This window comes from Streptomyces sp. Ag109_G2-15, assembly GCF_900215565.1.
GTDB classification, from domain to species: Bacteria; Actinomycetota; Actinomycetes; order Streptomycetales; family Streptomycetaceae; genus Streptomyces; species Streptomyces diastatochromogenes.
Genome location: NZ_OCNI01000001.1, coordinates 2,140,082 through 2,165,214, shown reverse-complemented (window position 1 = coordinate 2,165,214; position 25,133 = coordinate 2,140,082). Strand labels below are relative to the sequence as shown.

Below are 25,133 nucleotides of genomic sequence, written 5' to 3'. Positions count from 1 at the left end.
CCGGCCCTCGAACTGTCAGCCCTTGAGCGCGGCGGCGACGGCCTCGGCCAGCGGCGTGGTCGGCCGGCCGGCCAGGCGGGACAGGTCGCCGGAGGTGACGACCAGCTCGCCCTTCTCGATCGACGCGTCCACGCCGACGAAGATCTCGACGAGGGGCGCGGGCAGCCCGGCGCCCGCCAGAATGCCCTTCAGGATCTCGTCGGTGACGGCGTTGTAGGCGATCTCCTTGCCGGTCTGCCGGCTCAGCTCGGCCGCGTACTCGGCGAAGCTCCACGCCACGTCGCCGCCCAGCTCGTACGTGGTGTTCTCGTGGCCCTCGCCGGTCAGCACGGCGACCGCGGCGGCCGCGTAGTCGGCGCGGGAGGCCGAGGAGACCCGGCCCTCGCCGGCCGCCGCGACGACCGCGTCGTGCTCCAGCACCGGGGCCAGGTTCTCGGTGTAGTTCTCGTGGTACCAGCCGTTGCGCAGCAGGCTGTAGGGCAGACCGGAGGCGAGCAGCGCCTCCTCGGTGGCCCGGTGGTCGTCGGCGAGCGCGGCCTTGAGGCTGCCCGGGGCGCTGGTGTACGCGAGCAGCGCCACGCCGGCCGCCTTGGCGGCGTCGATGACGACCTGGTGCTGCTGCACCCGGCCCTTGTCGAACTCGTTGCCGGAGATCAGCAGGACCTTGTCACCGGCCGCGAACAGGCCGTCGAAGGTCTCGGGCGTGTTGTAGTCGGCGACCGCGAGCTTCACCCCGCGGGCCGCGAAGTCGGCGGCCTTCGCCTCGTCGCGCACGACGGCGGTGATCTGTTCGGCCGGAACCTTCTCCAGCAGCTGCTCCACGACGTGACGGCCGAGGTGTCCGGTGGCTCCGGTGACGACGATGCTCATGGTTCAGAACTCCTTGTGGGGTGCCTATGGCACTCACCCTAGGAGGTGCACTAACCAAGCGAAAGTACCCACTTTGAAGTAAGGTACTGGCATGGCAGTAAGTAATGCGCGTGCGCGCACCGGAGCCGAAGCCGAGGCCATGTGCCCCTACCGGCTCGTCCTGGAGCACGTCACCAGCCGCTGGGGCGTGCTCGTCCTGATCGAGCTGATGGAGGGCTCGCGGCGGTTCAGCGAACTGCGGCGTGCGATCGACCAGGTGGGCCGTATCAGCGAGAAGATGCTCACCCAGACCCTCCAGACACTGGAGCGCGACGGCCTGGTCCACCGGGACGCCAAGCCGGTCATCCCGCCCCGCGTCGACTACTCGCTCACCGACCTCGGCCGTGAGGCGGCGCAGCAGGTGCGGTCCCTGGCGCAGTGGACGCACGACCGCATGGGCGAGGTGGAGAAGGCCCGCCAGGCCTACGACGAGGCCCGGGAACTCCGCTCCCGGGCCTCGTGATCGAAAAGCGGCTGAATCAGCCGACGACCGTCCAGGTGTCCCCGCCGGCCAGCAGCGTGGCCAGGTCGCCCTTGCCGTGCTGCTCGATGGCCGTGTCCATCTGCTCGGACATCTGCACGTCGTAGACCGGCCGCTCGACCGAGCGGAACACACCGATGGGGGTGTGGTGCAGCGTGTCGGGGTCGGCCAGCCGGGAGAGGGCGAAGGCGGTGGTGGGGGACGCGGACTTCGCGTCGTGCACCAGGATGTCCGCCTCGTTCTCCGGGGTCACCGTCACCACCTTCAGATCGCCGGTCTGCCGGTCCCGTACGACACCGTGCGCGCCGTCGGCGCCGAACCGGATCGGCTGCCCGTGCTCCAGGCGGATCAACGCCTCCTCGGCCTGCTGCTTGTCCTTGAGGGCGTCGAAGGCGCCGTCGTTGAAGATGTTGCAGTTCTGGTAGATCTCGATCAGCGCCGTGCCCGGGTGGTCGGCGGCCGCGCGCAGCACCTCGGTCAGGTGCTTGCGGTCGGAGTCGATCGTGCGCGCGACGAAGGACGCCTCCGCGCCGATCGCCAGCGACACCGGGTTGAACGGCGCGTCCAGCGAGCCCATCGGCGTCGACTTGGTGATCTTGCCGACCTCGGAGGTCGGGCTGTACTGGCCCTTGGTCAGGCCGTAGATCCGGTTGTTGAACAGCAGGATCTTGAGGTTGACGTTGCGGCGCAGGGCGTGGATCAGGTGGTTGCCGCCGATGGACAGGGCGTCGCCGTCGCCGGTGACCACCCACACGCTCAGGTCCCGGCGGGAGGACGCCAGGCCGGTGGCGATCGCGGGGGCGCGGCCGTGGATGGAGTGCATCCCGTAGGTGTTCATGTAGTACGGGAAACGGGAGGAGCAGCCGATGCCCGAGACGAAGACGATGTTCTCCTTCGCCAGGCCCAGTTCCGGCATGAAGCCCTGGACGGCGGCCAGGATCGCGTAGTCACCGCAGCCCGGGCACCAGCGCACCTCCTGGTCGGACTTGAAGTCCTTCATCGACTGCTTGGCCTCGGCCTTGGGGACCAGCTGCAGCAGCCCGTTGCTGGCGTCAGTCATCGATGGCCTCCTTCAGCGCGGCGGCGAGCTGTTCCGCCTTGAACGGCATGCCGTTGACCTGGTTGTACGAGTGGGCGTCGACCAGGTACCTCGACCGGATCAGGGTGGCGAGCTGCCCGAGGTTCATCTCGGGGATCACCACCTTGTCGTACGACGTGACCACCGCTTCGAGATTGCGCGGGAACGGGTTGAGGTGGCGCAGATGGGCCTGCGCGATCGACTCGCCGGCCTTGCGCAGCCGCCGTACCGCGGCCGTGATCGGCCCGTACGTCGAGCCCCAGCCCAGCACCAGCGTCTTCGCCCCGTGCGGGTCGTCGACCTCGATGTCCGGGACGTCGATGCCGTCGATCTTGGCCTGGCGGGTGCGGACCATGAACTCGTGGTTGGCCGGGTCGTAGGAGATGTTGCCCGTGCCGTCCTGCTTCTCGATGCCGCCGATGCGGTGCTCCAGGCCCGGCGTGCCCGGAACGGCCCACGGGCGGGCCAGCGTCTGCGGGTCCCGCTTGTACGGCCAGAAGACCTCGGTGCCGTCCTCCAGCGTGTGGTTCGGGCCGGACGCGAACTGCACGCCCAGGTCCGGCAGCTCGTCCAGGTCCGGGATCCGCCACGGCTCGGAGCCGTTGGCCAGATAACCGTCGGAGAGCAGGAAGACCGGGGTGCGGTAGGCCAGCGCGATCCGGGCGGCCTCCAGGGCCGCGTCGAAGCAGTCGCCCGGCGTCCTCGGGGCGATGATCGGGACCGGGGCCTCGCCGTTGCGGCCGAACATCGCCTGCAGCAGGTCCGCCTGCTCGGTCTTGGTCGGCAGACCGGTCGAGGGGCCGCCGCGCTGGATGTCCACGATCAGCAGCGGCAGCTCCAGGGAGACCGCCAGACCGATCGTCTCGCTCTTGAGCGACACACCCGGCCCCGACGTCGTCGTCACCGCGAGCGAACCGCCGAAGGCCGCCCCCAGCGCCGCCCCGATCCCCGCGATCTCGTCCTCCGCCTGGAAGGTGCGCACACCGAAGTTCTTGTGCCGGCTCAGCTCGTGCAGGATGTCCGAGGCCGGCGTGATCGGGTACGAGCCCAAAAACAGCGGCAGATCCGCCTGCCTGGACGCCGTGATCAGCCCGTAGGCGAGGGCGAGGTTGCCGGTGATGTTGCGGTAGGTCCCCACCGGGAAGGTCTCGGTCGCCGGGGCGACCTCGTAGGAGACCGCGAAGTCCTCGGTCGTCTCACCGAAGTTCACCCCCGCCCGGAACGCGGCGATGTTGGCGGCCGCGATCTCGGGCTTCTTCGCGAACTTGGTCCGCAGGAACTTCTCGGTGCCCTCCGTGGGCCGGTGATACATCCAGCTCAGCAGGCCGAGGGCGAACATGTTCTTACTGCGCTCGGCCTCCTTGCGGGAGAGATCGAACTCCTTCAGCGCCTCGACGGTGAGCGTGGTCAGCGGCACCGGATGCAGGTTGTAGCCGTCCAGCGAGCCGTCCTCCAGCGGGGAGGCGGTGTAGCCGACCTTCTGCAGGGCACGCTTGGTGAACTCGTCCGTGTTCACGATGATCTCGGCGCCGCGCGGCAGGTCGCCGATGTTGGCCTTCAACGCGGCCGGGTTCATCGCCACCAGCACGTTCGGCGCATCGCCCGGGGTGAGGATGTCGTGATCGGCGAAATGCAACTGGAACGAGGAGACGCCGGGCAGGGTGCCGGCGGGCGCACGGATCTCCGCGGGAAAGTTCGGCAGGGTCGAAAGGTCGTTACCGAAAGACGCGGTCTCCGAGGTGAAACGGTCACCGGTGAGCTGCATACCGTCACCCGAGTCCCCCGCGAACCGGATGATCACCCGATCCAGGCGCCGCACGTCCTTGGCTCCGCCCGGTTTGCGCTGCTCTCCCACGACGGTTCCGTCGGTCTGCTCCGCTGGGCTGCTGACCTGGCTGGTCACTGAACTGGACCTCCTTCGAGGCGGCTGTCCGGGGATGGTCGTCCCAGGGACCATCCCGGTATCAACCCTACGTCGGTTAGGGTCGCCTTCCCGTGGCCATCCGCGGACGGGTGGCTTTTCGAGACGGCTGGTCGCGCTGACTTCTCATGCTTTCCCGCATCGCTGGAGCATCGATCAAGACGCTTCCCGCGCGTTCCTCGGTTCTCTCCCGCTCTCTCCTGCGGCCTCCCGGATGTCCGGCATCCACAGAAGCCGGACGGACTGACACGCTGCTGACACAGTGTCGGCCCGTTACGAGTTCAGGTAGGTCAGAACGGCCAGAACACGCCGGTGGTCGCCGTCGCTCTGGGACAGCCCGAGCTTCAGGAAGATGTTGCTGACGTGCTTCTCCACGGCCCCGTCGCTGACCACCAGCTGCCGGGCGATGGCCGAGTTCGTCCGCCCCTCCGCCATCAGCCCCAGCACCTCGCGCTCACGAGGGGTGAGCCCGGCCAGCACGTCCTGCTTGCGGCTGCGCCCGAGCAGCTGCGCGACCACCTCCGGGTCCAGCGCCGTACCGCCGTCGGCCACCCGCACCACCGCGTCCACGAACTCCCGCACCTCGGCGACCCGGTCCTTGAGCAGATAGCCCACGCCCCGGCTGGAACCGGCCAGCAGTTCGGTGGCGTAGCGCTCCTCCACGTACTGCGACAGCACCAGCACCCCGAGCCCCGGGTGCGCCTTGCGCAGCCGTACGGCCGCCCGCACGCCCTCGTCGGTGTGCGTCGGCGGCATCCGTACGTCCGCCACCACCACGTCCGGCAGTGTGCCCTGCGCGTCCAGGTCGGCGATGGTCTTGATCAGCGCCTCAGCGTTCCCGACGCCTGCCACGACATCGTGCCCGCGGTCGGTCAGCAACCGGGTCAGGCCCTCCCGAAGCAGCACCGAGTCCTCGGCGATGACCACCCGCACCCTGTCCTCCACGATCTCCCGGCCCCCCACAGCCCGACCTTCCGACGACGTCCTTTGCGGAGGTCCAGCATTCCAGCATTCGGGCCGTCGTGCGCGGGAGCTGGGGAATCACAGGGGTGGCGTAGGGGGCCGTACCTCGGTGGACGTGTGCCCTCAGGACCGCCAGGGCAGCTCGGCGATCACCCGGGTGGGGCCGCCCGTCGGCGAGTCCACCACCAGGACTCCGTCCACCGCGCCCAGGCGGCCGGCCAGGCCCGCCAGGCCCGAGCCCCGGGAGGCGTCCGCGCCGCCGACCCCGTCGTCCATGACCTGGAGCATCAGCCGGTCCTCCGCCTGCCACACGTCGACCGAGGCGGAGCGCGCCCGGCTGTGCTTGCTGATGTTCTGCAGCAGCTCGGAGACGGTGAAGTAGGCGATGCCCTCGATGGCCGCGGCCGGCCGGGCCGGCAGGTCGACCTCCACCCGCACCGGGACCGTGCAGCGGGAGGCGACCGAGGAGAGGGCCGCGTCCAGGCCGCGGTCGGTCAGCACGGCCGGATGGATCCCGCGCGCGAGGTCGCGCAGCTCCTGCAGGGCGGTCTTCACCTCGCCGTGGGCCTCGTCCACCATCCGGGCCGCCGCCTGCGGATCCTCCCGCAGCTTCTCCTTGGCCAGGCCCAGGTCCATGGCCAGGCTCACCAGCCGGGCCTGCGCCCCGTCGTGCAGGTCCCGCTCGATACGGCGCAGATCGGCGGCCGCCGTGTCCACCACGATCCCGCGGTCCGACTCCAGCTCCACGACCCGCGCCGACAGCCGCGACGGCCCGAGCAGCCCTCGCACCAGCATCCCGTCCACTGTGGTCAGCCCCCGTACGATCCACGGCGTGGCCAGCGTGAACAGCAGACCGACCAGCGCGGTCACGGTGATCTCGAACGGGTTGTCGAGGTACACGCTGTGGTGCTCGTCGCCGTACAGCTGAAGGCCCCCCTGGCCGGCGTACATCGGGAACACCCAGAACCACAGCGGGTACGTCAGCAGCGCCCAGCCGTACGCCCAGAAGTTCACCGACACGACGAACGAGAACAGCGCCCAGGGGAACTGCAGCAGCGCGTACAGCAGATGCCGCCACGACGTGCCGCTCTTCAGCACCGCGCCCATCCACGCGAACCCGCCCGGCCGGCGCATCCGCAGCGGTTCCGGGTCGGCCACCTCCAGGCGCAGCAGCGCACGCGCGCGCGTGCGCTCCAGCGCGCCGAAGCCCCGGCAGCTCGCGAGCGCCGCCGCCAGCACCGGGATGCCGAGGAAGGTCACCAGCAGGCCCGCGCCGAGCGCCACCATGGTGACCGTCCAGCTGAACAGCACGACCGCGATCGGCAGGCTCAGCAGCACGTAGCCGAACTCGCGCCAGCTGCGCGCCTCGAACGGTGCCCGCAGCGCGGCGGGCAGCCGGTGGCGCCGCTCGCTGTGCGAGACGTACCCCTGTCGTCCGTACTCCGTGGCCATCGGTGTCGTCCCGTTCTCCTCGTCCTGGCGGCGTGCTGCCGTGTCTCCCAGCCTGGTGCGCCGCGACTTCGCGGGCCATGGAGGCCGTCGGCCTCTTGGGGCGGGGGTTTTCCCCACCCCCGTGGGTGTGCAAAGGGTCCGGAGGGCGTGTGGGGCCCGGCTACTCCTGGCGGTCACGCCAGGGCAGCTCCGCCGTGACCACCGTCGGGCCACCGGCCGGTGAGTCGACCACGAACAGGCCGTCCACCGCGCCCAGCCGCTCCGCCAGGCCCCGCATCCCGCTGCCGCCCTCCAGGCTGGCGCCGCCGCGGCCGTCGTCCCGGACCTGGATGAGCAGCCGGTCGTCCGAGCGCCACACGTCCACCGAGGCCGAGCGCGCCCCGCTGTGCTTGCTGATGTTCTGCAGCAGCTCGGAGACGGTGAAGTAGGCGATGCCCTCGATGGCCGCCGCCGGCCGGGCCGGCAGGTCCGCCGTCACCTTCACCGGGACCGTGCAGCGGGAGGCGACCGAGGAGAGGGCCGCGTCCAGGCCCCGGTCGGTCAGCACGGCCGGATGGATCCCGCGCGCGAGGTCACGCAGCTCCTGCAGCGCGAGCTTCACCTCGCCGTGCGCCTCCGCGACCATCGCGGCGACGTATTCGTCGGCCTGGCCCTCCCGCAGCTTCTCCTTGGCCAGGCCGAGCCCCATGGCCAGGTTCACCAGCCGGGCCTGCGCCCCGTCGTGCAGGTCCCGCTCGATACGGCGCAGGTCGGCGGCCGCCGTGTCGACCACGATCCCGCGGTCCGACTCCAGCTCGGCGATACGGCGTTCCAACTCGTCGGAGGGCGACAGCAGCCCGCGCACCATCGCCCGGTCCACGTTGGCCAGGCCCCGCGTGATGAACGGCAGCACGGGCCACAGCACGAACAGCGAGGTCAGCACCAGGGCGAAGGTGAGGATCCCCCAGGGCAGCCGGACGAGGTCGTACAGCAGCGTCCGCCAGCCCACCGGGTCCTTCAGCGTCAGCCACAGCCGCTGCATCGGCCCGCCGCCCCTGGCGATCGGCAGCGGCGTCGGCTCCTCGACCCGCACCCCGAGCAGCGCCCGGGACCGGATCCGCTCCAGCTTGCCCAGTTGCCGGGCGCCCAGCAGGCAGACGGCCAGCAGCGGAAGCCCGATCACCGTGAGGGTGAGGACCCCGCTGACGAACACCACGGTGAACACGTAGGCGAAGCCGAGCAGCGACACCGGCAGGTTCAGCAGGAGATGCGCGATCTCCTTCCAGGTGTGCGCGTCGAGGGCGAACCGGGCCGGAGGCAGACGGTCGGGGCCGTCGGCACGGTCGGCGGCGGTGGTGGGAGCGGTCATACCGGTCAGCCTGCCGTGCCCGGCACCCCTTGCGCCATGCGGTCCACCGCCCCTGTGCCCGGGGGAAAACCCCACCCTCCGCACCCTCCCCATGTCTCATGGTGTGACGGGCTGCTTACCCTGTCTTTATCAGGGCCTAGACTCCCGTGCGTACAGATCCTCGAATCACGATGCATCACAGGGTTCACCAAGTCACGAGGTCAGGGAGCGAGGGCGGACGGTGCGGGAGACGTTGGGGAACTCGACGATCGCCGCGGCGGACGTCGCGGCAAGCTACTTCCAGTCCTACTCGGTCGTGGGACTGCTCGCCCTCATCGGCGTGCTCTTCGTCGCGGTCGCGTTCGGCGCCGGCCGGCTGCTGCGCCCGGTCGTGCCCACCCCCGAGAAACTCCTGACCTACGAGTGCGGCGTCGACCCGGTGGGCGAGGGCTGGGCCCACACCCAGGTCCGGTACTACGTCTACGCCTTCCTCTACGTGATCTTCGCGGTCGACTCGATCTTCCTGTTCCCGTGGGCGACGGTCTTCGCCGCCCCCGGCTACGGCGCGACAACCCTGGTGGAGATGTTCATCTTCCTCGGCTTCCTCGCCGTGGGCCTGCTGTACGCCTACAAGAAGGGGGTTCTGACATGGGCGTGAACCCGTCCGGTGACGTGAACCCGTCCGGTGCGGAGCCTCTCCCGCTTCCCGAGCCGAAGCGGCTGGGCGCGCTCGCCCGGCTCGCCCCCGAGCCCATGAAGGTGGTCCTGAACTGGGGCCGCCGCTACTCGCTGTGGGTCTTCAACTTCGGCCTCGCCTGCTGCGCGATCGAGTTCATCGCCGCGTCGATGGCCCGGCACGACTTCATCCGGCTGGGCGTGATCCCGTTCGCGCCCGGGCCGCGCCAGGCCGACCTGATGGTGGTGTCGGGCACGGTCACGGACAAGATGGCCCCGGCCGTGAAGCGCCTGTACGAGCAGATGCCGGAGCCCAAGTACGTCATCTCCTTCGGCGCCTGCTCCAACTGCGGCGGCCCGTACTGGGACTCCTACTCCGTCACCAAGGGCGTCGACCAGATCATCCCGGTCGACGTGTACGTGCCCGGCTGCCCGCCGCGCCCCGAGGCGCTGCTCCAGGGCATCCTCAAGCTCCAGGAGAAGATCGCCCGCGAGTCGCTGGAGGAGCGGTACGGGACTGCCCGGCCGTCCGCCGCCGCCCTGCAGAGCGGTCTGGTGAAGCCCCCGGCGCCCGCCCTGGAAGGGGACGCGCGATGAGCACGGCCGGCTGGCTGCCCGCCCCCGCCGAGGAACTCTTCGGTACGGAGGCCACGGCCGAGGAGTCGTACGAGGTCCTGACGGTGGACGTCCCGCCGTCCTCCTGGCTCACCGCCCTGGAGACGGCCCGTACGACCCTGTCCTGCACCTACTTCGACTGGCTGAGCGCCGTCGACGAACCGGGCACGGGCTTCCGCGTCTGTGCCCACGTCGTCGCCCTCGCGCCGGTCCGCCGCCTGATCCTGCGAACGACGGTCCCGCACGAGGCGCCGTCCCTGCCGTCCGCCGTCGGCGTCTACGCGGGCTCGGCCTGGCACGAGCGCGAGACCCACGAGATGTTCGGGGTCGACTTCGAGGGCCACCCGGGCCTGGAGCACCTCCTCCTCCCGGAGACCTTCGAGGGCCACCCCCTGCGCAAGGACTTCGTCCTCGCCGCCCGCGTGGCCAAGGCCTGGCCCGGCGCCAAGGAGCCGGGCGAGTCCGAGCACGGCGGCCCCAAGCGCCGCCAGATGCTGCCACCGGGCGTCCCGGACCCGAACGAATGGGGCCCGCTGAAGGGCCAGCTGCCGCCTGCCCCGGCACGTCCGGCCCGCGCGGCGGGGGAGCGGCCGGTACGTGCTGCCGGTGATCGCGCCGCGGCCGGCGAGCGTCCGGTACGACGGACTCGTACGGCGGCGGAGGGCTCGGCGAGCCAGGCCGCCGGGCAGGCTGCCGGGGAGGCCGCCGCCGAGGCTGCTGCCCGGCCGCCGCGTCGGACGCGGAGCGCGAGCGAGGGTTCGGTGAGCCAGGCGGCGGCGGAGACCGCTGCCGAAGCCCCGTCGGCACCCGAGCCCGGCTCGGCACCGGCAGGTACGCGCCGCGCCCGCAGCGCCTCGGAGGGTTCGGCCTCGCAGCGCCCTCCGCGCGGCTCGGACGCCCCGTGGCACCACGCCCGCCCGGCGTTCGACGAGCAGCAGACACCGGAGCAGGCACGGGAGCCCGAGCAGGCACCGGAGGAGACCCAAGCTGCCGAGCCGCAGTTGGAAGCCCCCGAGGCAACCGAAGGCAAGGACAACACCATCCCCGACGACTCCACAGGAGGCCCGCAGTGAACGACGCGCTGGACGTCGCCCTGCGGCTCGTGGCCGTGTTCGTCGTCTTCCTCACCTTCCCCCTCATCGTGGGTCAGACCGAGCACAAGGTGATGGCCCACATGCAGGGCCGGCTCGGCCCGATGTACGCGGGCGGGTTCCACGGCTGGGCCCAGCTCATCGCCGACGGCGTGAAGTTCGCGCAGAAGGAGGACGTGGTCCCGGCGGGAGCCGACCGCCGTGTCTTCCAGCTGGCCCCCGCCGTGGCCCTGCTGCCGTACCTGCTCGTGCTGGTCGCCATCCCGATCGGGCCGAGCGAGGGAGCCGTCGGCCAGGTCCTGGACGCGGGCGTCTTCTTCGTGCTCGCGGTGATGGGCGTGGGCGTCCTCGGCTCGCTCATGGCCGGCTGGGCCAGCGCGAACAAGTTCTCCCTGCTCGGCGGCCTGCGCACGGCCGCCCAGCTGCTCGCCTACGAACTCCCGATGCTGCTCGCCGCGGCCTCTGTCGCCATGGCGGCCGGAACCGTCTCCCTGCCGGGCATCCTGCACGCCTTCCACTGGTGGTGGCTGCCCTGGCAGATCGTGGGCGCGGTCGTGTTCTTCGTGGCCGGCCTCGCCGAACTGCAGCGCCCGCCCTTCGACATGCCCGTCGCCGACTCGGAGATCATCTTCGGCGCGTACACCGAGTACACCGGCCTGCGCTTCGCGCTGTTCCTGCTCGCCGAGTACGCCGGAATCATCGTCCTGTGCGGTCTGACCACCGTCCTCTTCCTGGGCGGCTGGCACGGCCCCTGGGGCGCCGACGGCCTGGGCTGGCTGTGGACCCTGCTGAAGACCGCGATCCTCGCCTTCGTCGTCATCTGGCTCCGCGTGACCTACCCCCGCCTGCGCGAGGACCAGCTCCAGAAGCTCTCCTGGACCCTCCTCGTCCCCCTCTCCCTCGCCCAGATCGCCCTCACCGGCATCGTCAAGGTGGTGATCTCGTAATGGCCCCCATTCCTGGCTCCGGCCTAGCCAAGGGCCTGGCCGTCACCCTCCGCACGATGACGCGGAAGCACGTCACCGAGCAGTACCCGGACACCCAGCCCGAGCTGCCGCCCCGCACCCGCGGTGTGATCGGTCTGTTCGAGGAGAACTGCACGGTCTGCATGCTGTGCGCCCGCGAGTGCCCCGACTGGTGCATCTACATCGACTCCCACAAGGAGACGGTCCCGCCGGCCGCCCCCGGCGGGCGGGAGCGCAGCCGCAACGTCCTCGACCGGTTCGCCATCGACTTCTCCCTGTGCATGTACTGCGGTATCTGCATCGAGGTCTGTCCTTTCGACGCCCTGTTCTGGTCCCCGGAGTTCGAGTACGCCGAGACCGACATCCGCGAACTCACCCACGAGCGCGACAAGCTCCGCGAGTGGATGTGGACCGTCCCGGCCCCGCCCGCCCTGGACGCCGGCGCGGAGGAGCCGAAGGAGCTGGCGGCCGCCCGCAAGACCGCCGAGAAACTGGCCGCCGCACAGGCCGAACCTCAGGAGGGGGAGTCGTGAGCCTCGCCGCAGCCCCGCACGGCTTCCTGTCCCCGACCGGTGTCGAGATCGCCTTCCTGCTCGTCGGCCTGGTCACCTTCGGCGCGGCCCTGGTCACCGTCACCACCCGGCAGCTGGTGCACGCCGCCCTATGGCTGGTGGTCACGCTCGGCGGCCTCGCCGTCGAGTACCTCCTGCTCACCGCCGAGTTCATCGCCTGGGTGCAGGTCCTCATCTACGTCGGTTCCGTCGTCGTCCTCCTCCTGTTCGGTCTGATGCTCACCAGGGCCCCCATCGGCCGCTCCCCGGACGCCGACTCCGGCAACCGCTGGGTCGCCCTCGGCGTGGCCCTGGCCGCCGCCGTCGCCCTGGTGTGGGTGGTCGTCGACGCGTTCCGCACGACCTGGATCGACCTGAGCGGCCCGGCCGCCGGCAGCACCCGCGTCACCGGCGAGAGCCTCTTCCAGAACTGGGTGCTGCCCTTCGAGGCCCTCTCCGTCCTCCTCCTCGCGGCCCTGGTCGGTGCGATCGTCCTGTCCCGCAGGGCGAAGGCGGAGGAGGCCTCCGGCACCCTGGGCACGGCCTCGGGCACCCCGGCCACCCCCGTGGCCGCCACCGGCGAGAAGGAAGGCGCCCGCTGATGCACCTCGCCTATCCCGCCGTCCTCTCCGCCCTCCTCTTCTGCACGGGCCTGTACGGCGTCCTCGCCCGCCGCAACGCGATCCTGGTCCTGATGTCGGTCGAGCTGATGCTCAACGCCGTCAACCTCAACCTGGTCGCCTTCGACGTCTGGCTCAGCCGCGCCGCCGAGGAGACCCTGCATTCCGGGCAGGCGCTGACCCTGTTCACCATCGCCATCGCCGCCGCCGAGATCGGCATCGGCCTGGCGATCGTGCTCGCCGTGTACCGCAACCGCGGCACCTCCGACATCGACAAGCTCCGCGACACCGCCGAGGGCCCCGCGACCGAAGGCCCTGACACCTCCGCGGCCGAGAAGGCTGAGGCCACCGCGTGACCACCACCTCCCTCGCCGTCCTCGTCCCCCTCCTGCCGTTCCTGGGCGCCGCGGCCGGCCTGCTGCTGGGCCGCACCGCCCCCGGTTTCGTCCGCCCGCTCGCCGTACTGCCGGCCCTGGCCGCGCTGGTGCTGGCCGCGCTGGTCGCCGTACGACAGGGCGGCGGCCCGCCCATCGTGGCCCACACCGAGCTGACCCCGACCGGTTCGGTGCCGATCGAGCTGGCCCTGGACATCGACGGCTTCGCCGCGCTCGTCGCCGTCCTGGTCGCCTTCGTCGCCGGCTGCGTGCAGATCTACTCGACGGGCTACCTGCGCGACGACCCGCGCTACCCCTCCTACGCGGCTCTCGTCTCCCTGTTCACCTCCGCGATGCTCCTGGTCGTCTACTCCGGCGACCTGATCGTGCTGCTGGTCGGCTGGGAAGTCATGGGCATCTGCTCCTACTTCCTGGTCGGCCACTACTGGGAGACCCCCGAGGCCCGCGCCGCCTCCCTGAAGGCCTTCCTGGTCACCAAGCTCGGTGACGTGCCGTTCCTCATCGGCCTGTTCGCCCTGGGCACGGATGCCGGCTCGTTCCAGATCACCCGCGTCCTGGGTGCCGCGGCGAGCGGCGGCATCGACCACCCGACCCTGATCGCCCTGCTGCTGCTCGCGGGCGTGGCCGGCAAGTCGGCGCAGTTCCCGCTGCACACCTGGCTCCCCGACGCGATGGCGGGCCCGACGCCCGTCTCGGCGCTGATCCACGCCGCGACGATGGTCGCCGCCGGTGTCTACTTCATCGCCCGTCTCCTTCCGGTGTTCGAGGCGTCCCAGGCCGCGATGGTGGTCCTCGCCGTGATGGCCGCCGTCACGATGACCGGCTCCGGCCTCGCCGCGCTCGCCCAGGACGACATCAAGCGCGTCCTCGCCTACTCGACGATCGGCCAGCTCGGCTACATGACCGGCGCCCTCGCCGTCGGCGACCGCGGTGCCGCCGTCTTCCACCTCCTGTCCCACGGCGCCTTCAAAGCGCTGCTGTTCCTCGCGGCCGGCGTGATCATCCACGCCGCCGGCACCAACTCGCTGGCCGCCATGTCCCGCATGAGCCACCTGCGCGACCGCGTCCCGGACGCCTACTGGACGATGACCGTGGCACTCCTCGCGCTCGCCGCGATCCCTCCCTTCAGCGGCTTCTTCTCCAAGGAGTCCGTCCTCGGCGCCGCCGAGCATGTGGCCACCGGCCACACCGACCACGCCCCCGGCGCGGCGGGCTGGATCGTCCTCGTCGCCGGTCTGCTGGCGGCCTTGCTGACCGCCGTCTACGCCACCCGCCTGTGGCTGCTGGTCTTCCGCGGCAAGGGCGCCGAAGCCCCCGACCACGGCCGCCAGCCGCTCACGATGACCGTCGTGCTGTGGGTCCTCGCCGTGCCGTCCCTCGCCTTCGGCGGGCTCGCCTACCGCTCGCTGCCCGCCTGGTTCGACGGCCGAGACCTGACCCCGACGCTCCTCACCTCCGTCCTCGGCACCGGCCTCGCCCTGGTCGGCGGGCTTCTCACCTACGGCGCCTGGCAGCGCACCAGCGCCCTCGCCGCCCGCGTCCCGGCAGCGCCCGCACCCTCCTTCGAGTGGGAACACCTCCAGGGCGAGGCAGCCGCGCACCCGGAGGGCGACGCGAGCCTGGTCGAGGCCCACGCTCTCGCCGACCACGAGCCCGCCTACCGCGACCTCGCCCACGCGCCCGACCCCGGACGGCTGCTGCTCGGCCCGCTGTACCGGCACGCGGCCGTCGGCTTCCACCTGGACGCCGTGTACTACGCGCTGTTCGTCCGCCCGGTCCAGGCCGGAGCGAGCCTCGTGCGGTTCCTCGACCGCGAGGTCGTCGAGACCTACGTGGCCGGCGCGGCCGCGCTGCCCCGGCTGCTCGGGGCCGCCGTGCGGCGCGCGCAGACCGGCAATGTGCAGACCTATGTGAGCGCGCTGCTCGCCGGTGCCGTCGTCCTGACGGTGACCGTCCTCCTCGTCGCCACGGGAGCGTGAGCAGGCGTGATCGATATCAACGAGTCCGTGATGCAGTTCCTTCTGGCATTCGTCGTCGTCGGCCCGCTCCTAGGTGCCGTCGCCGCTCTGCTGCCGGCCCCGCCCGGGTTGAAGGGGAAGTCGCCCGAGCAGGCCGTGCTGCGGCACGGCGTGACCGTGACCGGCGCGATCCTCATCGCCGCGATCGTCCTCGCGCTCGGCTTCGACCACGACCAACCGTCGAAGATGCAGGCCACGACCGACATCAGCTGGATCCCCGCACTCGACGTGCGGATCCACCTCGGCATCGACGGCATCTCCCTCCCCCTTCTGGTCCTGACCGCGCTGCTGACCTTCCTCTGCGCGCTCTACTCGTACTTCAAGATGCCCTCGGGCCCGTCCCCGAAGGCGTTCGTCGCGCTGCTGCTCCTCCTCGAGTCCGGCACCCTCGCGACCTTCGCCGTCCTCGACCTGCTGCTGTTCTTCCTCGCGTTCGAGATGGTGCTCATCCCGATGTACTTCCTCATCGCCCGCTGGGGCGGCGAGGGCCGGACCCGGGCCGCGTGGAAGTTCATCCTGTTCACGCTGCTCGGCTCCGTCGTCATGCTGCTCGGCCTGCTCCTGATCGGAATCAAGGCGGGCACGTTCGACATGGTGGCACTCGCCACTGACAACGGCCGGTCGCTCACCACATCCGTGCAGGTCATCGCCGTTCTGGCGATCGGGATCGGGCTCGCGGTCAAGACGCCGATGTGGCCGCTGCACAGCTGGCTGCCCGACGCCCACACCTCCGCCCCGACCGTCGGCTCGGTCCTGCTGGCCGGCGTCCTGCTGAAGATGGGTACGTACGGGTTCGTCCGGATCCTGCTGCCGATCGCACCGGACGGCTTCCGCACCTTCGCGCCCTACCTCGCCGCGTTCGCCGTGGTCGGGATCATCTACGGGTCCCTGGCCTGCCTGGCCCTCGCCAAGCAGGGCGCGAAGGGCGACCTGAAGCGACTGATCGCCTACTCCTCCGTCGGCCACATGGGCTTCGTCCTGCTGGGCATCGCCACCATGACCCCGACCGGCGTGAACGGCGCCCTCTTCGCCAACATCGCCCACGGCCTCATCACCGGCCTGCTGTTCTTCCTGGTCGGCGCGCTGAAGGACCGCACCGGCAGCACCGACCTCGACACCCTCGCCGAGGAGACCGGCGCAGCCCTGTACGGCAAGGCCCCGCGCCTCGGCGGACTGCTCGCCTTCGGCGCCGTGGCCTCGCTCGGCCTGCCCGGACTAGCCGGGTTCTGGGGCGAGATGCTGGCTCTGTTCGGAGCGTTCAATCCGGCCGCCGACCTGAGCCGGCCCGCGTTCCTCACCTTCATGGCGATCGGCGCGTTCGGCACCCTGCTGACGGCCGCGTACATGCTGATCGTGGTCCGCCGGGTCTGCATGGGCGCCACACCGCAGGACATGCCGAAGCTCGCGGACGTCCACGGCTACGAGTTCGCGGCCTGGACCCCGCTCGTCGCCCTCACCGTCGTCGCCGGACTGTGGCCGAGGGCCCTGCTCGGCCTGACCGACCCGGCCGTGCAGCAGCTCCTGGCAGGAGGCACCCGATGAGCGCCCTGGCCATCCAGCCGCTGGCCCAGTCCGCGGTCCAGTCCGTCGACTGGCTCGCGATCGCGCCGCCCACCATCGCCGCGGTGGTCGGGCTCGCCGTCCTCGTCGCCGACCTGTTCGTCCCCGAGACGCGCAAGCCCCTCCTCGGCTGGGCCTCCGTCGCGGGCCTCGGCGCCGCCACGCTGATGCTGCTGCCGCTGCTGGACGGCGACCGCAGCACCTTCTGCCTGACCGGCCACGCGCGCGTGTGCAGCTACACCGCGGACCACTTCACCCTCGTCATCCAGTTCCTCGCCCTCGGCGGCGCCCTGCTGGCCGCCCTGATGTCGGTGACGAACCTCAAGGACGAGCAGCGGCGCATCCCGGCGGGGGAGTTCTGGTTCCTCCTGCTGTCCTCCGCGGCCGGCGCCGCCCTGCTGCCCGCCTCCCGTGACCTGGCCACGCTGATCGTCGCCCTGGAGGTCGCCTCCCTGCCCGCCTTCGCCCTCGTCGGCATCCGGCACGGCGACAAGCGGTCCTCCGAGGCGGCCCTGAAGTTCTTCCTGTCCTCGGTCACCGCCACCGCGGTCAGCCTGATGGGCATCAGCTTCGTCTACGCCTCCACCGGCACCCTCTACCTCACCCAGATCGCCCAGCGGATCCAGCACGTCGACGGGCAGCTCCACACCCTCGCCCAGACCGGCGTCGTCCTCACCCTCGTCGGCTTCGCCTTCAAGACGGCCGCCGTCCCGTTCCACTTCTGGGTGCCCGACACCTATGTGGGCGCGCCGCTGCCCGTCGCCGCCTATCTGTCGGTCGTCGGCAAGGCGGTCGGCTTCTCCGGCCTGATCCTCGTCACCGTCGTCGCCCTCCCGTCGTACGCCGACGTCTGGGGGCCCGCGCTCGCCGCGCTGGCCGCCCTCACCATGACCGTCGGCAACGTCGGCGCCCTGCGCCAGCAGGCCACGCGCGCGTACAGCGCCGTACGACTGCTCGCCTGGTCCTCGGTCGGCCAGGCCGGCTACCTCCTGGTGCCGATCGCCGCCGCCGGGTACGTCAAGGACGGCCAGAAGGCGATCGGCTCCACCGTCGCGTACGCCCTGATGTACGCCGCCGTGAACCTCGGCGCCTTCGCGGTGGCCGCACTGGTGGGCCGTACGAAGTCCCTGAACCGGATCAGCGACTACCGGGGCCTGTACGCGTCCAACCCGGCCGCCGCCCTTCTCCTGGCGTTCTTCCTGCTGTGCCTCGCCGGGCTGCCGCCGGGCGTCATCGGCCTGTTCGCCAAGGTCACCGTGTTCTCGGCGGCCGTCGACGCGGGTCTGGGCTGGCTGGCCGTGGTCATGGCCGTCAACGTGGTGATTGCCCTCTTCTACTACCTCCAGTGGACGGCCCTGCTGTTCCGCGCCCCCGAGGGCGCCCCCGCCCGGCACCGGGTCCCGGCCCCCCTCACCGCCGCGCTCGCCCTCACCGGAGTCCTCGGCGTGGTCCTCTCCGGCGCACCCCAGCTGGTCCTGCGCTTCGCGGCCACCGGACTGTTCTGAGGACGCGCGCCACGCGGGTGTGGGGCACCAGTGCTCCCACGCGCGCGGAGGAGCGCAAGAGGCGTGCGGAGGTACGTAAGAGCACGTCACCCGTACGGCCGAGGCGCGCCGACGCACGCACAAGGGAACTCGGGGGCGCCGCCTGGCGTTGACCAGAGCGGGAGGGTCCACTGGACCAAAGGGTTCCCCTGCTGCACGACTTGGAGGGCGTACCGTGCACCGCCGGCACAACGGGCTAAGGACGGCAGTACTCCTCGGGGGACTGTCCGCACTCATCATCGTCATCGGCAGCTTCTTCGGCCGTACGGGCCTGATCGTGGCGGTCCTGGTCGCGCTGGGCACCAACGCCTACGCGTACTGGAACAGCGACAAGCTGGCGCTCCGCGCGATGCGCGCCCGCCCGGTGAGCGAGTTCGAGGCCCCCGCGCTGTACCGGATGGTCCGCGAGCTGTCCACGCAGGCCCGCCAGCCCATGCCCCGCCTGTACATCTCCCCGACGGAGGCACCCAACGCCTTCGCGACGGGCCGCAACCCGCGCAACGCGGCCGTGTGCTGCACCGAGGGCATCCTGCGCCTGCTCGACGAGCGCGAGCTGCGCGGCGTCATCGGCCACGAGCTGAGCCACGTCTACAACCGCGACATCCTGATCTCCTCCGTGGCCGGCGCCCTCGCCTCGGTGATCATGTTCCTGGTCAACTTCGCCTGGCTGATCCCGGTCGGCCGCTCGGACGACGACGACGGCCCGGGCCTGCTCGGCCTGCTGCTGATCATGATCCTGGGCCCCATCGCCGCCAGCATCATCCAGCTCGCCATCAGCCGCTCCAGGGAGTACGAGGCGGACGCCTCGGGCGCCCAGCTCACCGGCGACCCGCTGGCCCTCGCCAGCGCCCTGCGCAAGCTGGAGACCGGCACCCAGCAGCTTCCGCTGCCCCCCGAGCCCCGGATCGAGACCGCGAGCCACATGATGATCGCGAACCCCTTCCGCGCGGGACAGGGACTGTCCAAGATGTTCTCCACGCACCCGCCGATGGCGGAGCGCATCGCCCGGCTCGAGAAGATGGCAGGTCGCAACCGGTGAAGACCATCCTGAACGTCATTTGGCTCGTCCTGAGCGGCTTCTGGCTGTTCCTCGGCTACCTGCTCGCAGGTGTGATCCTCTGCATCACGATCATCGGCATCCCGTTCGGTATCGCCGCCTTCCGCATCGGCGTCTACGCCCTGTGGCCCTTCGGGTACACCACGGTCGAGCGCCGGGACGCGGGCGCGCCCTCGTGCATCGGCAACGTGCTGTGGCTGATCCTGGCCGGCTGGTGGCTGACCCTCGCCCACATCACCACCGGCATCGCCCTGTGCCTGACGATCATCGGCATCCCGTTCGGCATCGCCAACTTCAAGATGATCCCGGTTTCCCTGCTGCCGCTGGGCCGTGAGATCGTCCGCACGGACCAGCCGTTCGCGGCCCGCTGACCCAGGGCCTGCCGGAGCCTGCCGGAAAGGCCCTACCGCCCCGCCCCCCACCGTCGTACGCCGTAGGCCACCACGCCCACGGCCAGCACACCTGCCCCTACGGCGACCGAGACCGCCGGGAGTGCGAACGCCAGCGTCGCGCAGCCCAGCAGCCCCACGGCCGGTACGACCCGTGCCGGCAGGGCCGGGCTCAGCGTCCAGGCGGAGGCGTTGGCCACGGCGTAGTACGCCAGCACGCCGAACGAGGAGAAGCCGATCGCGCCGCGCACGTCCACCGTCGCGGCCAGCACGGCGACCACCGCACCCACGGCCAGCTCCGCCCGGTGCGGGACCTGGAACCGCGGATGCACGGCGGCCAGCGCGCCGGGCAGATGGTGGTCGCGGGCCATGGCGAGCGTCGTGCGGGACACCCCGAGGATCAGCGCGAGCAGCGACCCCAGCGCGGCCACGGCGGCCCCCACCCGCACCACGGGCGCCAGACCGGGCACCCCGGCCACCCGCACCGCTTCGGCCAGCGGAGCCGCCGCGTGCCCCAGCCGGTCCGCACCGAGGACGGTGAGCACGGCCACCGCCACGCCCACGTACACGACCAGCGCGATCCCGAGCGCCAGCGGGATGGCGCGCGGAATGGTGCGCGCGGGATCCCGCACCTCCTCGCCCAGGGTCGCGATCCGCGCGTACCCGGCGAACGCGAAGAACAGCAGACCGGCCGCCTGCAGCACCCCGCCCACACCCGACGACACCCCGATGCCGAGGCGCCCGGCGTCAGCCTCCTCGGAGGTCAGGCACACGACCACCACACACACAAGGACCGCCAGCACCACGGCCACGATCACCCGCGTCAGCCACGCCGACTTCTGTATGCCCCCGTAGGTCACCGCGGTCAGGGCCACCACGGCCGCCACTGCCACCGCGTGTGCCTGCCCCGGCCACACATACGACCCCACGGTGAGCGCCATGGCCGCGCAGGAGGCCGTCTTGCCGACCACGAACGCCCAGCCGGCGAGATACCCCCAGAACGGGCCCAGCCGCTCCCTGCCGTACACGTACGTCCCGCCCGACGCCGGATAGCGGGCGGCCAGGCGGGCCGAGGACATGGCGTTGCAGTAGGCCACCACGGCCGCCACGGCCAGCCCGAGCAGCAGCCCCGGTCCGGCGGCGCGCGCGGCCGGGCCCAGGGCGGAGAAGACGCCGGCCCCGACCATCGAGCCGAGGCCGACGACCACGGCGTCCCGCACGCCCAGGGTGCGGCGCAGGCCGGTGCCGGAAGGTGTCATGCGCCGCACCCTACTGATCGCCGCAACCGGGTGGTGGACCCGTGACGTCCTCTTCATCGACACGGCACGAACACGCGCGCGACGCACAGCCGATCCTCACCGGATTCTCAAGGACCGGACAGTGCGGGCACAGCGCGGAAGGGCAGGTTCACGGCATGAGCATCATCGGTTGGATCATCCTGGGGCTTCTGGCCGGAGCCATCGCCAAGTTCCTGCTGCCGGGCCGCGACCCGGGCGGCTTCATCGGTACGACCCTCATCGGCATCGCGGGCGCCTTCATCGGCGGCTGGATCTCGGCCCGCTGGCTGGACCACCCGATCAGCAAGCACTTCTACGACGGCGCGACCTGGGCCGCCGCGATAGGCGGCTCGCTCGTCCTGCTGATCCTCTACCGCGTCCTGTTCGGCAACTCGCGCGACTGACGCGACCGAGGGGCGTGCACCGCACGCGCAGGAAGGGGGGCACCGGCCGGTGCCCCCCTTCCTGCTGATCTCCTGCCCGCGTCCTACCGGTAGTTCACGAACTGCAGCGCGAAGTCGAAGTCCTTGCCCTTCAGCAGCGCGATCACGGTCTGCAGGTCGTCGCGGCTCTTGGAGGTGACCCGCAGCTCCTCGCCCTGGACCTGGGCCTTCACGCCCTTCGGGCCCTCGTCGCGGATGATCTTCGCCACCTTCTTCGCGTTCTCCTGGGAGATGCCCTCCTGGATCGACGCGAAGATCTTGTACTCCTTGCCGGAGAGCTGGGGCTCGCCCGCGTCCAGCGCCTTGAGCGAGATGCCGCGCTTGATCAGCTTGGACTGGAAGACGTCGAGGACAGCGTTGACCCGGTCCTCGGAGTTCGCCTCCATGAGGATCTTGTCACCGGACCACGAGATCGAGGCACCCACGCCCTTGAAGTCGTAGCGCTGCGAGATCTCCTTGGCGGCCTGGTTGAGGGCGTTGTCGACCTCCTGCCGCTCGACCTTCGAGACGATGTCGAAACTGGAGTCGGCCATGTCCTGTGGCTCCTTGTATCGGGGTGCGTATCGGGTGCGTGGCGGCGGCCGCCGAGCCCGGTGCGGCACCGGGCCGCATCCGCACCAGCCTAGCCACCCCGCGACCTGAGGGACGCAGATCAACTGGGTGGCGAAGCACCCCTCTGCATCGGGTATTGTTTACGTCGTTGCCAGGGAGCACCGCCGAAAAGCGGTTCGAACGGCAGCAACCCCGGCGGTGTGCCCGAGCGGCCAAAGGGAGCAGACTGTAAATCTGCCGGCTCAGCCTTCCCAGGTTCGAATCCTGGCGCCGCCACACTGGGGATGACCCCCTCCAACTGCGGAAACGCAGAGTGGAGGGGGTCTCTTCGTTTGCAACGGGCACACTGGCGGCATGGCCTCCCGTCGCAGAACCTGTCCTGTGTGCCGTCGCGAGATCGCCGTCGTCGCGGGGCGCTTCGCGCGGCACGATCCGCCCGGGGCGCGGGAGGGCGGGGAACTCGTCTCGTGCTCCGGGTCCCGGCAGCAGGCCCAACTCGGGGCGGTCCAGCAGGCGTTGGACGGGTACGCCGTGCCGGACTTTCCCGGGCAGCTGCCTCTCTTCTGACGGGTGAACGGCCGACGGCCGGCCTCAGTTCCCCGCGACCGACTTCACCGCCACCGACACCGGCGTCGACCCACCGATCAGCTCCAGCGTCAGGCCGGCCGTCGCCGAGGTGTCCACCAACTCCGCCAGCACGGCAGCCACGTCGTCCCGGGGGATCGCGCCGCGCCCGGTCTGGGCCTCCAGGCGGACCAGTCCGGTGCCCGCGTCGTTCGTCAGCGCGCCAGGGCGCAGGATCGTCCAGTCGAGGGCGTCCTGACGCGTGACGTACGCGTCGGCCGCGCCCTTGGCGCGCAGGTACACGTCGAAGACGTCGTCGCCCTCGTGCGCGGGGTCCGCGCCCATCGAGGAGACCACCACGAAACGGCGTACGCCCGCACGTACGGCCGCGTCCGCGAACAGCACCGCGGCACCCTTGTCCACCGTGTCCTTGCGGGCCGTACCGCTGCCCGGGCCCGCGCCCGCCGCGAAGACCGCCGCGTCCGCGCCCTGCAGATGGGCCGCGACCTCCTCGACCGAGGCTGACTCCAGGTCGAGCAGGACCGGTTCGGCGCCGGCCGCCCGCAGATCGTCGCCCTGCTCCGCGTTGCGGATGATCCCCGCGACCTCGTCCCCGCGCGCGGAGAGCAGTTGCTCCAGCCGCAGCGCGATCTGACCATGACCACCAGCGATGACAATGCGCATGACTCCGACCGTACGCCCGAAGAGGCGCGTCCGCCGCACGGGTTCATGCCGGGGCGCGCCGTGGCTCAGGGGCGCCTCGGCGCATGGTCAGAGGCGCGCAGCGGCTGGAGGGCGCCTGGGCGCACGGTCCCGGCGTGAAGCCCGGAACGCCCGCCCCCCGACGCGAACGCCAGCCGCCAAACGCGAAGGCCGGCTCCTGGCGGGAAGGCCGGCCCCTGACGCGAACGCGAGCCCCTTAGGGCGAACGCCGGCCCCTGACGCGGCGAGCCCGTTAAGGCGAACGACAGGCCCCTGAACGCGAACACGCGCCCCGAACGCGAACGAGCGCGCCGGAAGCGACAAGCACCCCCTCACGACAACTCCGTCCGCCCCTGCCGCGGCAGCCCCAGTTCCGCCGCTGCCGCCGAGGAGTTGCAGTACTCGCGCACCGCGCTCGTGCGTGCCACCACCCGCCCCCGGTGCACCACGATCCGGCTGTAGGCGAGGGAGAGGACGCCGGAGAGGCGGTCGCCGCGTACCGCGAGGAGTTCGGCGGGGAAGCCGGCCTCGACGCGGACCTCGGGCAGGCCCAGGACCGCGCGAGCCGAGGCGCTCACCGCGTCGTAGGCGTCCTCGGGGCGCAGGCCGTGGGCGGAGGCGAGGAGGTAGGCGGCCTCCAGGGGGTCGCCGCGGCCGACGGGGTTCGAGACGTCCCGCAGGGCGCCGCTGCCGGCCGCCACCCGCACCCCGGCCGCGCGCAGCAGCCGTACCGGGGCCGTGCCCCGCCGGTCCGCGCCCCCGCAGCCACCCTGGGGCAGGCACACCACCGTCACACCGGCCGCCGCGAGCTGGTCCGCGAGCCGGGAGGCGGCCTCGGTGTTCAGGCGCGCGAGACCGGCGCACGGGCCGATCGTCACGCCGGGGCGCAGACCACCCGCCATGGCCGCGAGCCGGGACAGCCGGGCCGGGTCGGCCGCGTCCGTGTGCAGATCCACCGGGCAGCCGTGCTCCGAGGCCACCTCCAGCACGGCCTCCACGTAACCCGTGGGATCCGGGTCCAGGTCCGGGCAGCCGCCCACCACCGAGGCGCCCATCTTCAGCGCGTCCCGCAGCATCGCGAGCCCGTCGGCCCCTCCCACCCCGGTCAGCAGACGCGGCATCGCCACCGTGGTCAGTTCCGCGAGCCCCCGCAGCGAGCGCCGTGCCTGCAGTACGGCGCCGAGTGAGCCCAGGCCCTGGACGTCGCCCACGCGCACGTGCGCGCGTACCGCCGTCGCCCCGTGGCCGAGTTGGAGCAGTGCCGCCTCCGTGGCCCGGCGCTGGACGTCCTCGGGGGCGTACGAGACCGGGCCCGGCTGCTCGGCGGAGAGCGCGGTGTCGCTGTGGGCGTGCGGTTCGGCCGGGGCCGCGAGGAGCAGGTAGCCGCCGAGGTCCACGCGCGCGGCGCCCTTCCGGCCCGGCCCCGGCGTCAGGCTGCCGGCCGTGCCGACCGCCTCGATGCGCCCGCCGCCCAGCCGTACGTCCACGGTCCGGCCGTCGGTGAGCCGCGCCCCGCACAGCAACAGGGCGGCCGGGTCGGGCTGTCCGGAGGACCCGGACGGGTTCGACGACGAGGGCGGCTGCGGCTGACTGTCGGGCATCGGACTCCAGGGGTGGACCGGGGGCTCGGGGCAGGGCCGCGTGAGGGCTCAAGGCCGCGACGGACCCCGGGGACCCAAGATCACGCAGAGTGAGTCGAGCCTAGGGTGGCGAGCGGTGCGGGGCGCGGAGGAGCGCAATAGTCGTACCGGTGTGGCCCGCCTCTCAGGGTCGTCGCAAGGGGACTTGTGAGGCTTCCGGGGCTCCGGGAACGGCCCGCGTACGGGCCTGTGGCGGGCGGCCGGATACGGATTTGGGTGAACGGCGGCGGACCGTGTAATGTCTTCATCGCTCGCCCCAATAGCTCAGTCGGCAGAGCGTCTCCATGGTAAGGAGAAGGTCAACGGTTCGATTCCGTTTTGGGGCTCTGGTGTGAGAGGTTCCT

General features: G+C 71.4%; 25 protein-coding genes and 2 tRNA genes. 17 read left to right on the top strand and 10 right to left on the bottom strand.

Annotated elements, in window-relative coordinates:
- Positions 1-15: 15 nt before the first annotated feature.
- Entirely contained in the window at positions 16-870 is an 855-nt protein-coding gene (locus CRP49_RS09395; RefSeq protein WP_097252967.1) for an SDR family oxidoreductase, read from the bottom strand.
- A 91-nt stretch (positions 871-961) separates the two neighbouring features.
- Here CRP49_RS09395 and CRP49_RS09390 point away from each other — a divergent pair, with 91 nt between their 5' ends.
- Positions 962-1,372, top strand: a complete 411-nt coding sequence (locus tag CRP49_RS09390) for a helix-turn-helix domain-containing protein (protein ID WP_094215559.1) — start codon at positions 962-964, stop codon at positions 1,370-1,372.
- Between the two features lie 16 nt (positions 1,373-1,388).
- Here the strand turns inward: CRP49_RS09390 and CRP49_RS09385 are convergent, their stop codons facing one another.
- From CRP49_RS09385 to CRP49_RS09365, 5 genes are all read right to left on the bottom strand, one after another.
- Complete coding sequence (locus CRP49_RS09385) at positions 1,389-2,450, bottom strand: 2-oxoacid:ferredoxin oxidoreductase subunit beta (protein WP_094215558.1); 1,062 nt, start codon at positions 2,448-2,450, stop codon at positions 1,389-1,391.
- Positions 2,443-4,371 (bottom strand): 2-oxoacid:acceptor oxidoreductase subunit alpha, encoded by a 1,929-nt coding sequence (locus CRP49_RS09380; RefSeq protein ID WP_097252966.1) that lies wholly within the window; start codon positions 4,369-4,371, stop codon positions 2,443-2,445. Before CRP49_RS09380 ends, CRP49_RS09385 begins: the two co-directional genes overlap by 8 nt.
- 291 nt (positions 4,372-4,662) lie before the next feature.
- Positions 4,663-5,322 carry a response regulator transcription factor gene (locus tag CRP49_RS09375; protein ID WP_306459773.1) on the bottom strand — a complete coding sequence of 220 codons (660 nt, stop codon included), beginning with the start codon at positions 5,320-5,322 and terminating at the stop codon, positions 4,663-4,665.
- Between the two features lie 153 nt (positions 5,323-5,475).
- A complete protein-coding gene (locus tag CRP49_RS09370; protein ID WP_097252965.1) occupies positions 5,476-6,804 on the bottom strand; it encodes a sensor histidine kinase in 1,329 nt (442 codons plus the stop codon).
- 160 nt (positions 6,805-6,964) lie between these two features.
- Positions 6,965-8,152, bottom strand: coding sequence for a sensor histidine kinase (locus CRP49_RS09365; RefSeq protein WP_179851555.1), 1,188 nt, complete (start codon positions 8,150-8,152; stop codon positions 6,965-6,967).
- A 220-nt stretch (positions 8,153-8,372) separates the two neighbouring features.
- On the opposite strand from CRP49_RS09365, the gene CRP49_RS09360 reads away from it, so the two are divergent.
- The 12 genes from CRP49_RS09360 (at position 8,373) to CRP49_RS09305 (ending at position 19,593) form a co-directional block, all read left to right on the top strand.
- The gene (locus CRP49_RS09360) at positions 8,373-8,789 is read left to right on the top strand and encodes an NADH-quinone oxidoreductase subunit A (protein ID WP_097252963.1); all 417 of its coding nucleotides are present in this window, start codon (positions 8,373-8,375) and stop codon (positions 8,787-8,789) included.
- The gene (locus tag CRP49_RS09355; RefSeq protein WP_097252962.1) at positions 8,780-9,403 is read left to right on the top strand and encodes an NADH-quinone oxidoreductase subunit B; all 624 of its coding nucleotides are present in this window, start codon (positions 8,780-8,782) and stop codon (positions 9,401-9,403) included. Before CRP49_RS09360 ends, CRP49_RS09355 begins: the two co-directional genes overlap by 10 nt.
- Entirely contained in the window at positions 9,400-10,494 is a 1,095-nt protein-coding gene (locus CRP49_RS09350; RefSeq protein WP_097252961.1) for an NADH-quinone oxidoreductase subunit C, read from the top strand. Before CRP49_RS09355 ends, CRP49_RS09350 begins: the two co-directional genes overlap by 4 nt.
- The gene (locus tag CRP49_RS09345; RefSeq protein ID WP_097252960.1) at positions 10,491-11,459 is read left to right on the top strand and encodes a complex I subunit 1 family protein; all 969 of its coding nucleotides are present in this window, start codon (positions 10,491-10,493) and stop codon (positions 11,457-11,459) included. Before CRP49_RS09350 ends, CRP49_RS09345 begins: the two co-directional genes overlap by 4 nt.
- Positions 11,459-12,010: an NADH-quinone oxidoreductase subunit I gene (locus CRP49_RS09340; protein WP_097252959.1), complete on the top strand. Its 552-nt coding sequence runs from the start codon at positions 11,459-11,461 to the stop codon at positions 12,008-12,010. Before CRP49_RS09345 ends, CRP49_RS09340 begins: the two co-directional genes overlap by 1 nt.
- A complete protein-coding gene (locus CRP49_RS09335) occupies positions 12,007-12,630 on the top strand; it encodes an NADH-quinone oxidoreductase subunit J (RefSeq protein WP_097252958.1) in 624 nt (207 codons plus the stop codon). The genes CRP49_RS09340 and CRP49_RS09335 overlap by 4 nt, the downstream gene beginning before the upstream one ends.
- Positions 12,630-13,004 carry an NADH-quinone oxidoreductase subunit NuoK gene (nuoK, locus tag CRP49_RS09330; RefSeq protein WP_097252957.1) on the top strand — a complete coding sequence of 125 codons (375 nt, stop codon included), beginning with the start codon at positions 12,630-12,632 and terminating at the stop codon, positions 13,002-13,004. Before CRP49_RS09335 ends, nuoK begins: the two co-directional genes overlap by 1 nt.
- Positions 13,001-15,022, top strand: coding sequence for an NADH-quinone oxidoreductase subunit L (locus CRP49_RS09325; protein WP_097252956.1), 2,022 nt, complete (start codon positions 13,001-13,003; stop codon positions 15,020-15,022). The genes nuoK and CRP49_RS09325 overlap by 4 nt, the downstream gene beginning before the upstream one ends.
- A gap of 6 nt (positions 15,023-15,028) precedes the next feature.
- Positions 15,029-16,603, top strand: coding sequence for an NADH-quinone oxidoreductase subunit M (locus CRP49_RS09320; RefSeq protein ID WP_097252955.1), 1,575 nt, complete (start codon positions 15,029-15,031; stop codon positions 16,601-16,603).
- Positions 16,600-18,126 carry an NADH-quinone oxidoreductase subunit N gene (locus tag CRP49_RS09315; protein ID WP_097252954.1) on the top strand — a complete coding sequence of 509 codons (1,527 nt, stop codon included), beginning with the start codon at positions 16,600-16,602 and terminating at the stop codon, positions 18,124-18,126. The genes CRP49_RS09320 and CRP49_RS09315 overlap by 4 nt, the downstream gene beginning before the upstream one ends.
- Before the next feature lie 214 nt (positions 18,127-18,340).
- Positions 18,341-19,204 carry a zinc metalloprotease HtpX gene (gene htpX / locus CRP49_RS09310; protein WP_097252953.1) on the top strand — a complete coding sequence of 288 codons (864 nt, stop codon included), beginning with the start codon at positions 18,341-18,343 and terminating at the stop codon, positions 19,202-19,204.
- Positions 19,201-19,593 carry a YccF domain-containing protein gene (locus tag CRP49_RS09305; RefSeq protein ID WP_097252952.1) on the top strand — a complete coding sequence of 131 codons (393 nt, stop codon included), beginning with the start codon at positions 19,201-19,203 and terminating at the stop codon, positions 19,591-19,593. Before htpX ends, CRP49_RS09305 begins: the two co-directional genes overlap by 4 nt.
- A 32-nt stretch (positions 19,594-19,625) precedes the next feature.
- Here CRP49_RS09305 and CRP49_RS09300 read toward each other — a convergent pair whose 3' ends face one another.
- The gene (locus CRP49_RS09300; RefSeq protein WP_097252951.1) at positions 19,626-20,870 is read right to left on the bottom strand and encodes an APC family permease; all 1,245 of its coding nucleotides are present in this window, start codon (positions 20,868-20,870) and stop codon (positions 19,626-19,628) included.
- Positions 20,871-21,025: 155 nt separating this feature from the next.
- On the opposite strand from CRP49_RS09300, the gene CRP49_RS09295 reads away from it, so the two are divergent.
- Positions 21,026-21,292, top strand: a complete 267-nt coding sequence (locus tag CRP49_RS09295; RefSeq protein WP_094215541.1) for a GlsB/YeaQ/YmgE family stress response membrane protein — start codon at positions 21,026-21,028, stop codon at positions 21,290-21,292.
- An 83-nt stretch (positions 21,293-21,375) separates the two neighbouring features.
- Here CRP49_RS09295 and CRP49_RS09290 read toward each other — a convergent pair whose 3' ends face one another.
- Positions 21,376-21,864 carry a YajQ family cyclic di-GMP-binding protein gene (locus CRP49_RS09290; RefSeq protein ID WP_097252950.1) on the bottom strand — a complete coding sequence of 163 codons (489 nt, stop codon included), beginning with the start codon at positions 21,862-21,864 and terminating at the stop codon, positions 21,376-21,378.
- 213 nt (positions 21,865-22,077) lie between these two features.
- Here CRP49_RS09290 and CRP49_RS09285 point away from each other — a divergent pair.
- Positions 22,078-22,159: transfer RNA gene (locus CRP49_RS09285), tRNA-Tyr, on the top strand.
- Between the two features lie 78 nt (positions 22,160-22,237).
- Positions 22,238-22,450, top strand: a complete 213-nt coding sequence (locus CRP49_RS09280; RefSeq protein ID WP_097252949.1) for a hypothetical protein — start codon at positions 22,238-22,240, stop codon at positions 22,448-22,450.
- 24 nt (positions 22,451-22,474) lie between these two features.
- Here CRP49_RS09280 and CRP49_RS09275 read toward each other — a convergent pair whose 3' ends face one another.
- Positions 22,475-23,131, bottom strand: coding sequence for an SDR family oxidoreductase (locus CRP49_RS09275; protein WP_097257267.1), 657 nt, complete (start codon positions 23,129-23,131; stop codon positions 22,475-22,477).
- A gap of 350 nt (positions 23,132-23,481) precedes the next feature.
- On the bottom strand, positions 23,482-24,750 hold the full coding sequence (locus tag CRP49_RS09270; protein WP_097252948.1) for an amidohydrolase family protein: 1,269 nt from the start codon (positions 24,748-24,750) through the stop codon (positions 23,482-23,484).
- Between the two features lie 292 nt (positions 24,751-25,042).
- On the opposite strand from CRP49_RS09270, the gene CRP49_RS09265 reads away from it, so the two are divergent.
- Positions 25,043-25,115: transfer RNA gene (locus CRP49_RS09265), tRNA-Thr, on the top strand.
- Positions 25,116-25,133: the final 18 nt, after the last annotated feature.

Excerpts from the sequence above, each read along its gene's own strand:
- CRP49_RS09395 (WP_097252967.1), bottom strand. The coding sequence starts at position 870 with ATGAGCATCGTCGTCACCGGAGCCACCGGACACCTCGGCCGTCACGTC.
- CRP49_RS09390 (WP_094215559.1), top strand. The coding sequence starts at position 962 with ATGGCAGTAAGTAATGCGCGTGCGCGCACCGGAGCCGAAGCCGAGGCC.
- CRP49_RS09385 (WP_094215558.1), bottom strand. The coding sequence starts at position 2,450 with ATGACTGACGCCAGCAACGGGCTGCTGCAGCTGGTCCCCAAGGCCGAG.
- CRP49_RS09370 (WP_097252965.1), bottom strand. The coding sequence starts at position 6,804 with ATGGCCACGGAGTACGGACGACAGGGGTACGTCTCGCACAGCGAGCGG.
- CRP49_RS09365 (WP_179851555.1), bottom strand. The coding sequence starts at position 8,152 with ATGACCGCTCCCACCACCGCCGCCGACCGTGCCGACGGCCCCGACCGT.
- CRP49_RS09355 (WP_097252962.1), top strand. The coding sequence starts at position 8,780 with ATGGGCGTGAACCCGTCCGGTGACGTGAACCCGTCCGGTGCGGAGCCT.
- CRP49_RS09350 (WP_097252961.1), top strand. The coding sequence starts at position 9,400 with ATGAGCACGGCCGGCTGGCTGCCCGCCCCCGCCGAGGAACTCTTCGGT.
- CRP49_RS09340 (WP_097252959.1), top strand. The coding sequence starts at position 11,459 with ATGGCCCCCATTCCTGGCTCCGGCCTAGCCAAGGGCCTGGCCGTCACC.
- nuoK (WP_097252957.1), top strand. The coding sequence starts at position 12,630 with ATGCACCTCGCCTATCCCGCCGTCCTCTCCGCCCTCCTCTTCTGCACG.
- CRP49_RS09315 (WP_097252954.1), top strand. The coding sequence starts at position 16,600 with ATGAGCGCCCTGGCCATCCAGCCGCTGGCCCAGTCCGCGGTCCAGTCC.
- CRP49_RS09300 (WP_097252951.1), bottom strand. The coding sequence starts at position 20,870 with ATGACACCTTCCGGCACCGGCCTGCGCCGCACCCTGGGCGTGCGGGAC.
- CRP49_RS09295 (WP_094215541.1), top strand. The coding sequence starts at position 21,026 with ATGAGCATCATCGGTTGGATCATCCTGGGGCTTCTGGCCGGAGCCATC.
- CRP49_RS09290 (WP_097252950.1), bottom strand. The coding sequence starts at position 21,864 with ATGGCCGACTCCAGTTTCGACATCGTCTCGAAGGTCGAGCGGCAGGAG.
- CRP49_RS09280 (WP_097252949.1), top strand. The coding sequence starts at position 22,238 with ATGGCCTCCCGTCGCAGAACCTGTCCTGTGTGCCGTCGCGAGATCGCC.
- CRP49_RS09275 (WP_097257267.1), bottom strand. The coding sequence starts at position 23,131 with ATGCGCATTGTCATCGCTGGTGGTCATGGTCAGATCGCGCTGCGGCTG.
- CRP49_RS09270 (WP_097252948.1), bottom strand. The coding sequence starts at position 24,750 with ATGCCCGACAGTCAGCCGCAGCCGCCCTCGTCGTCGAACCCGTCCGGG.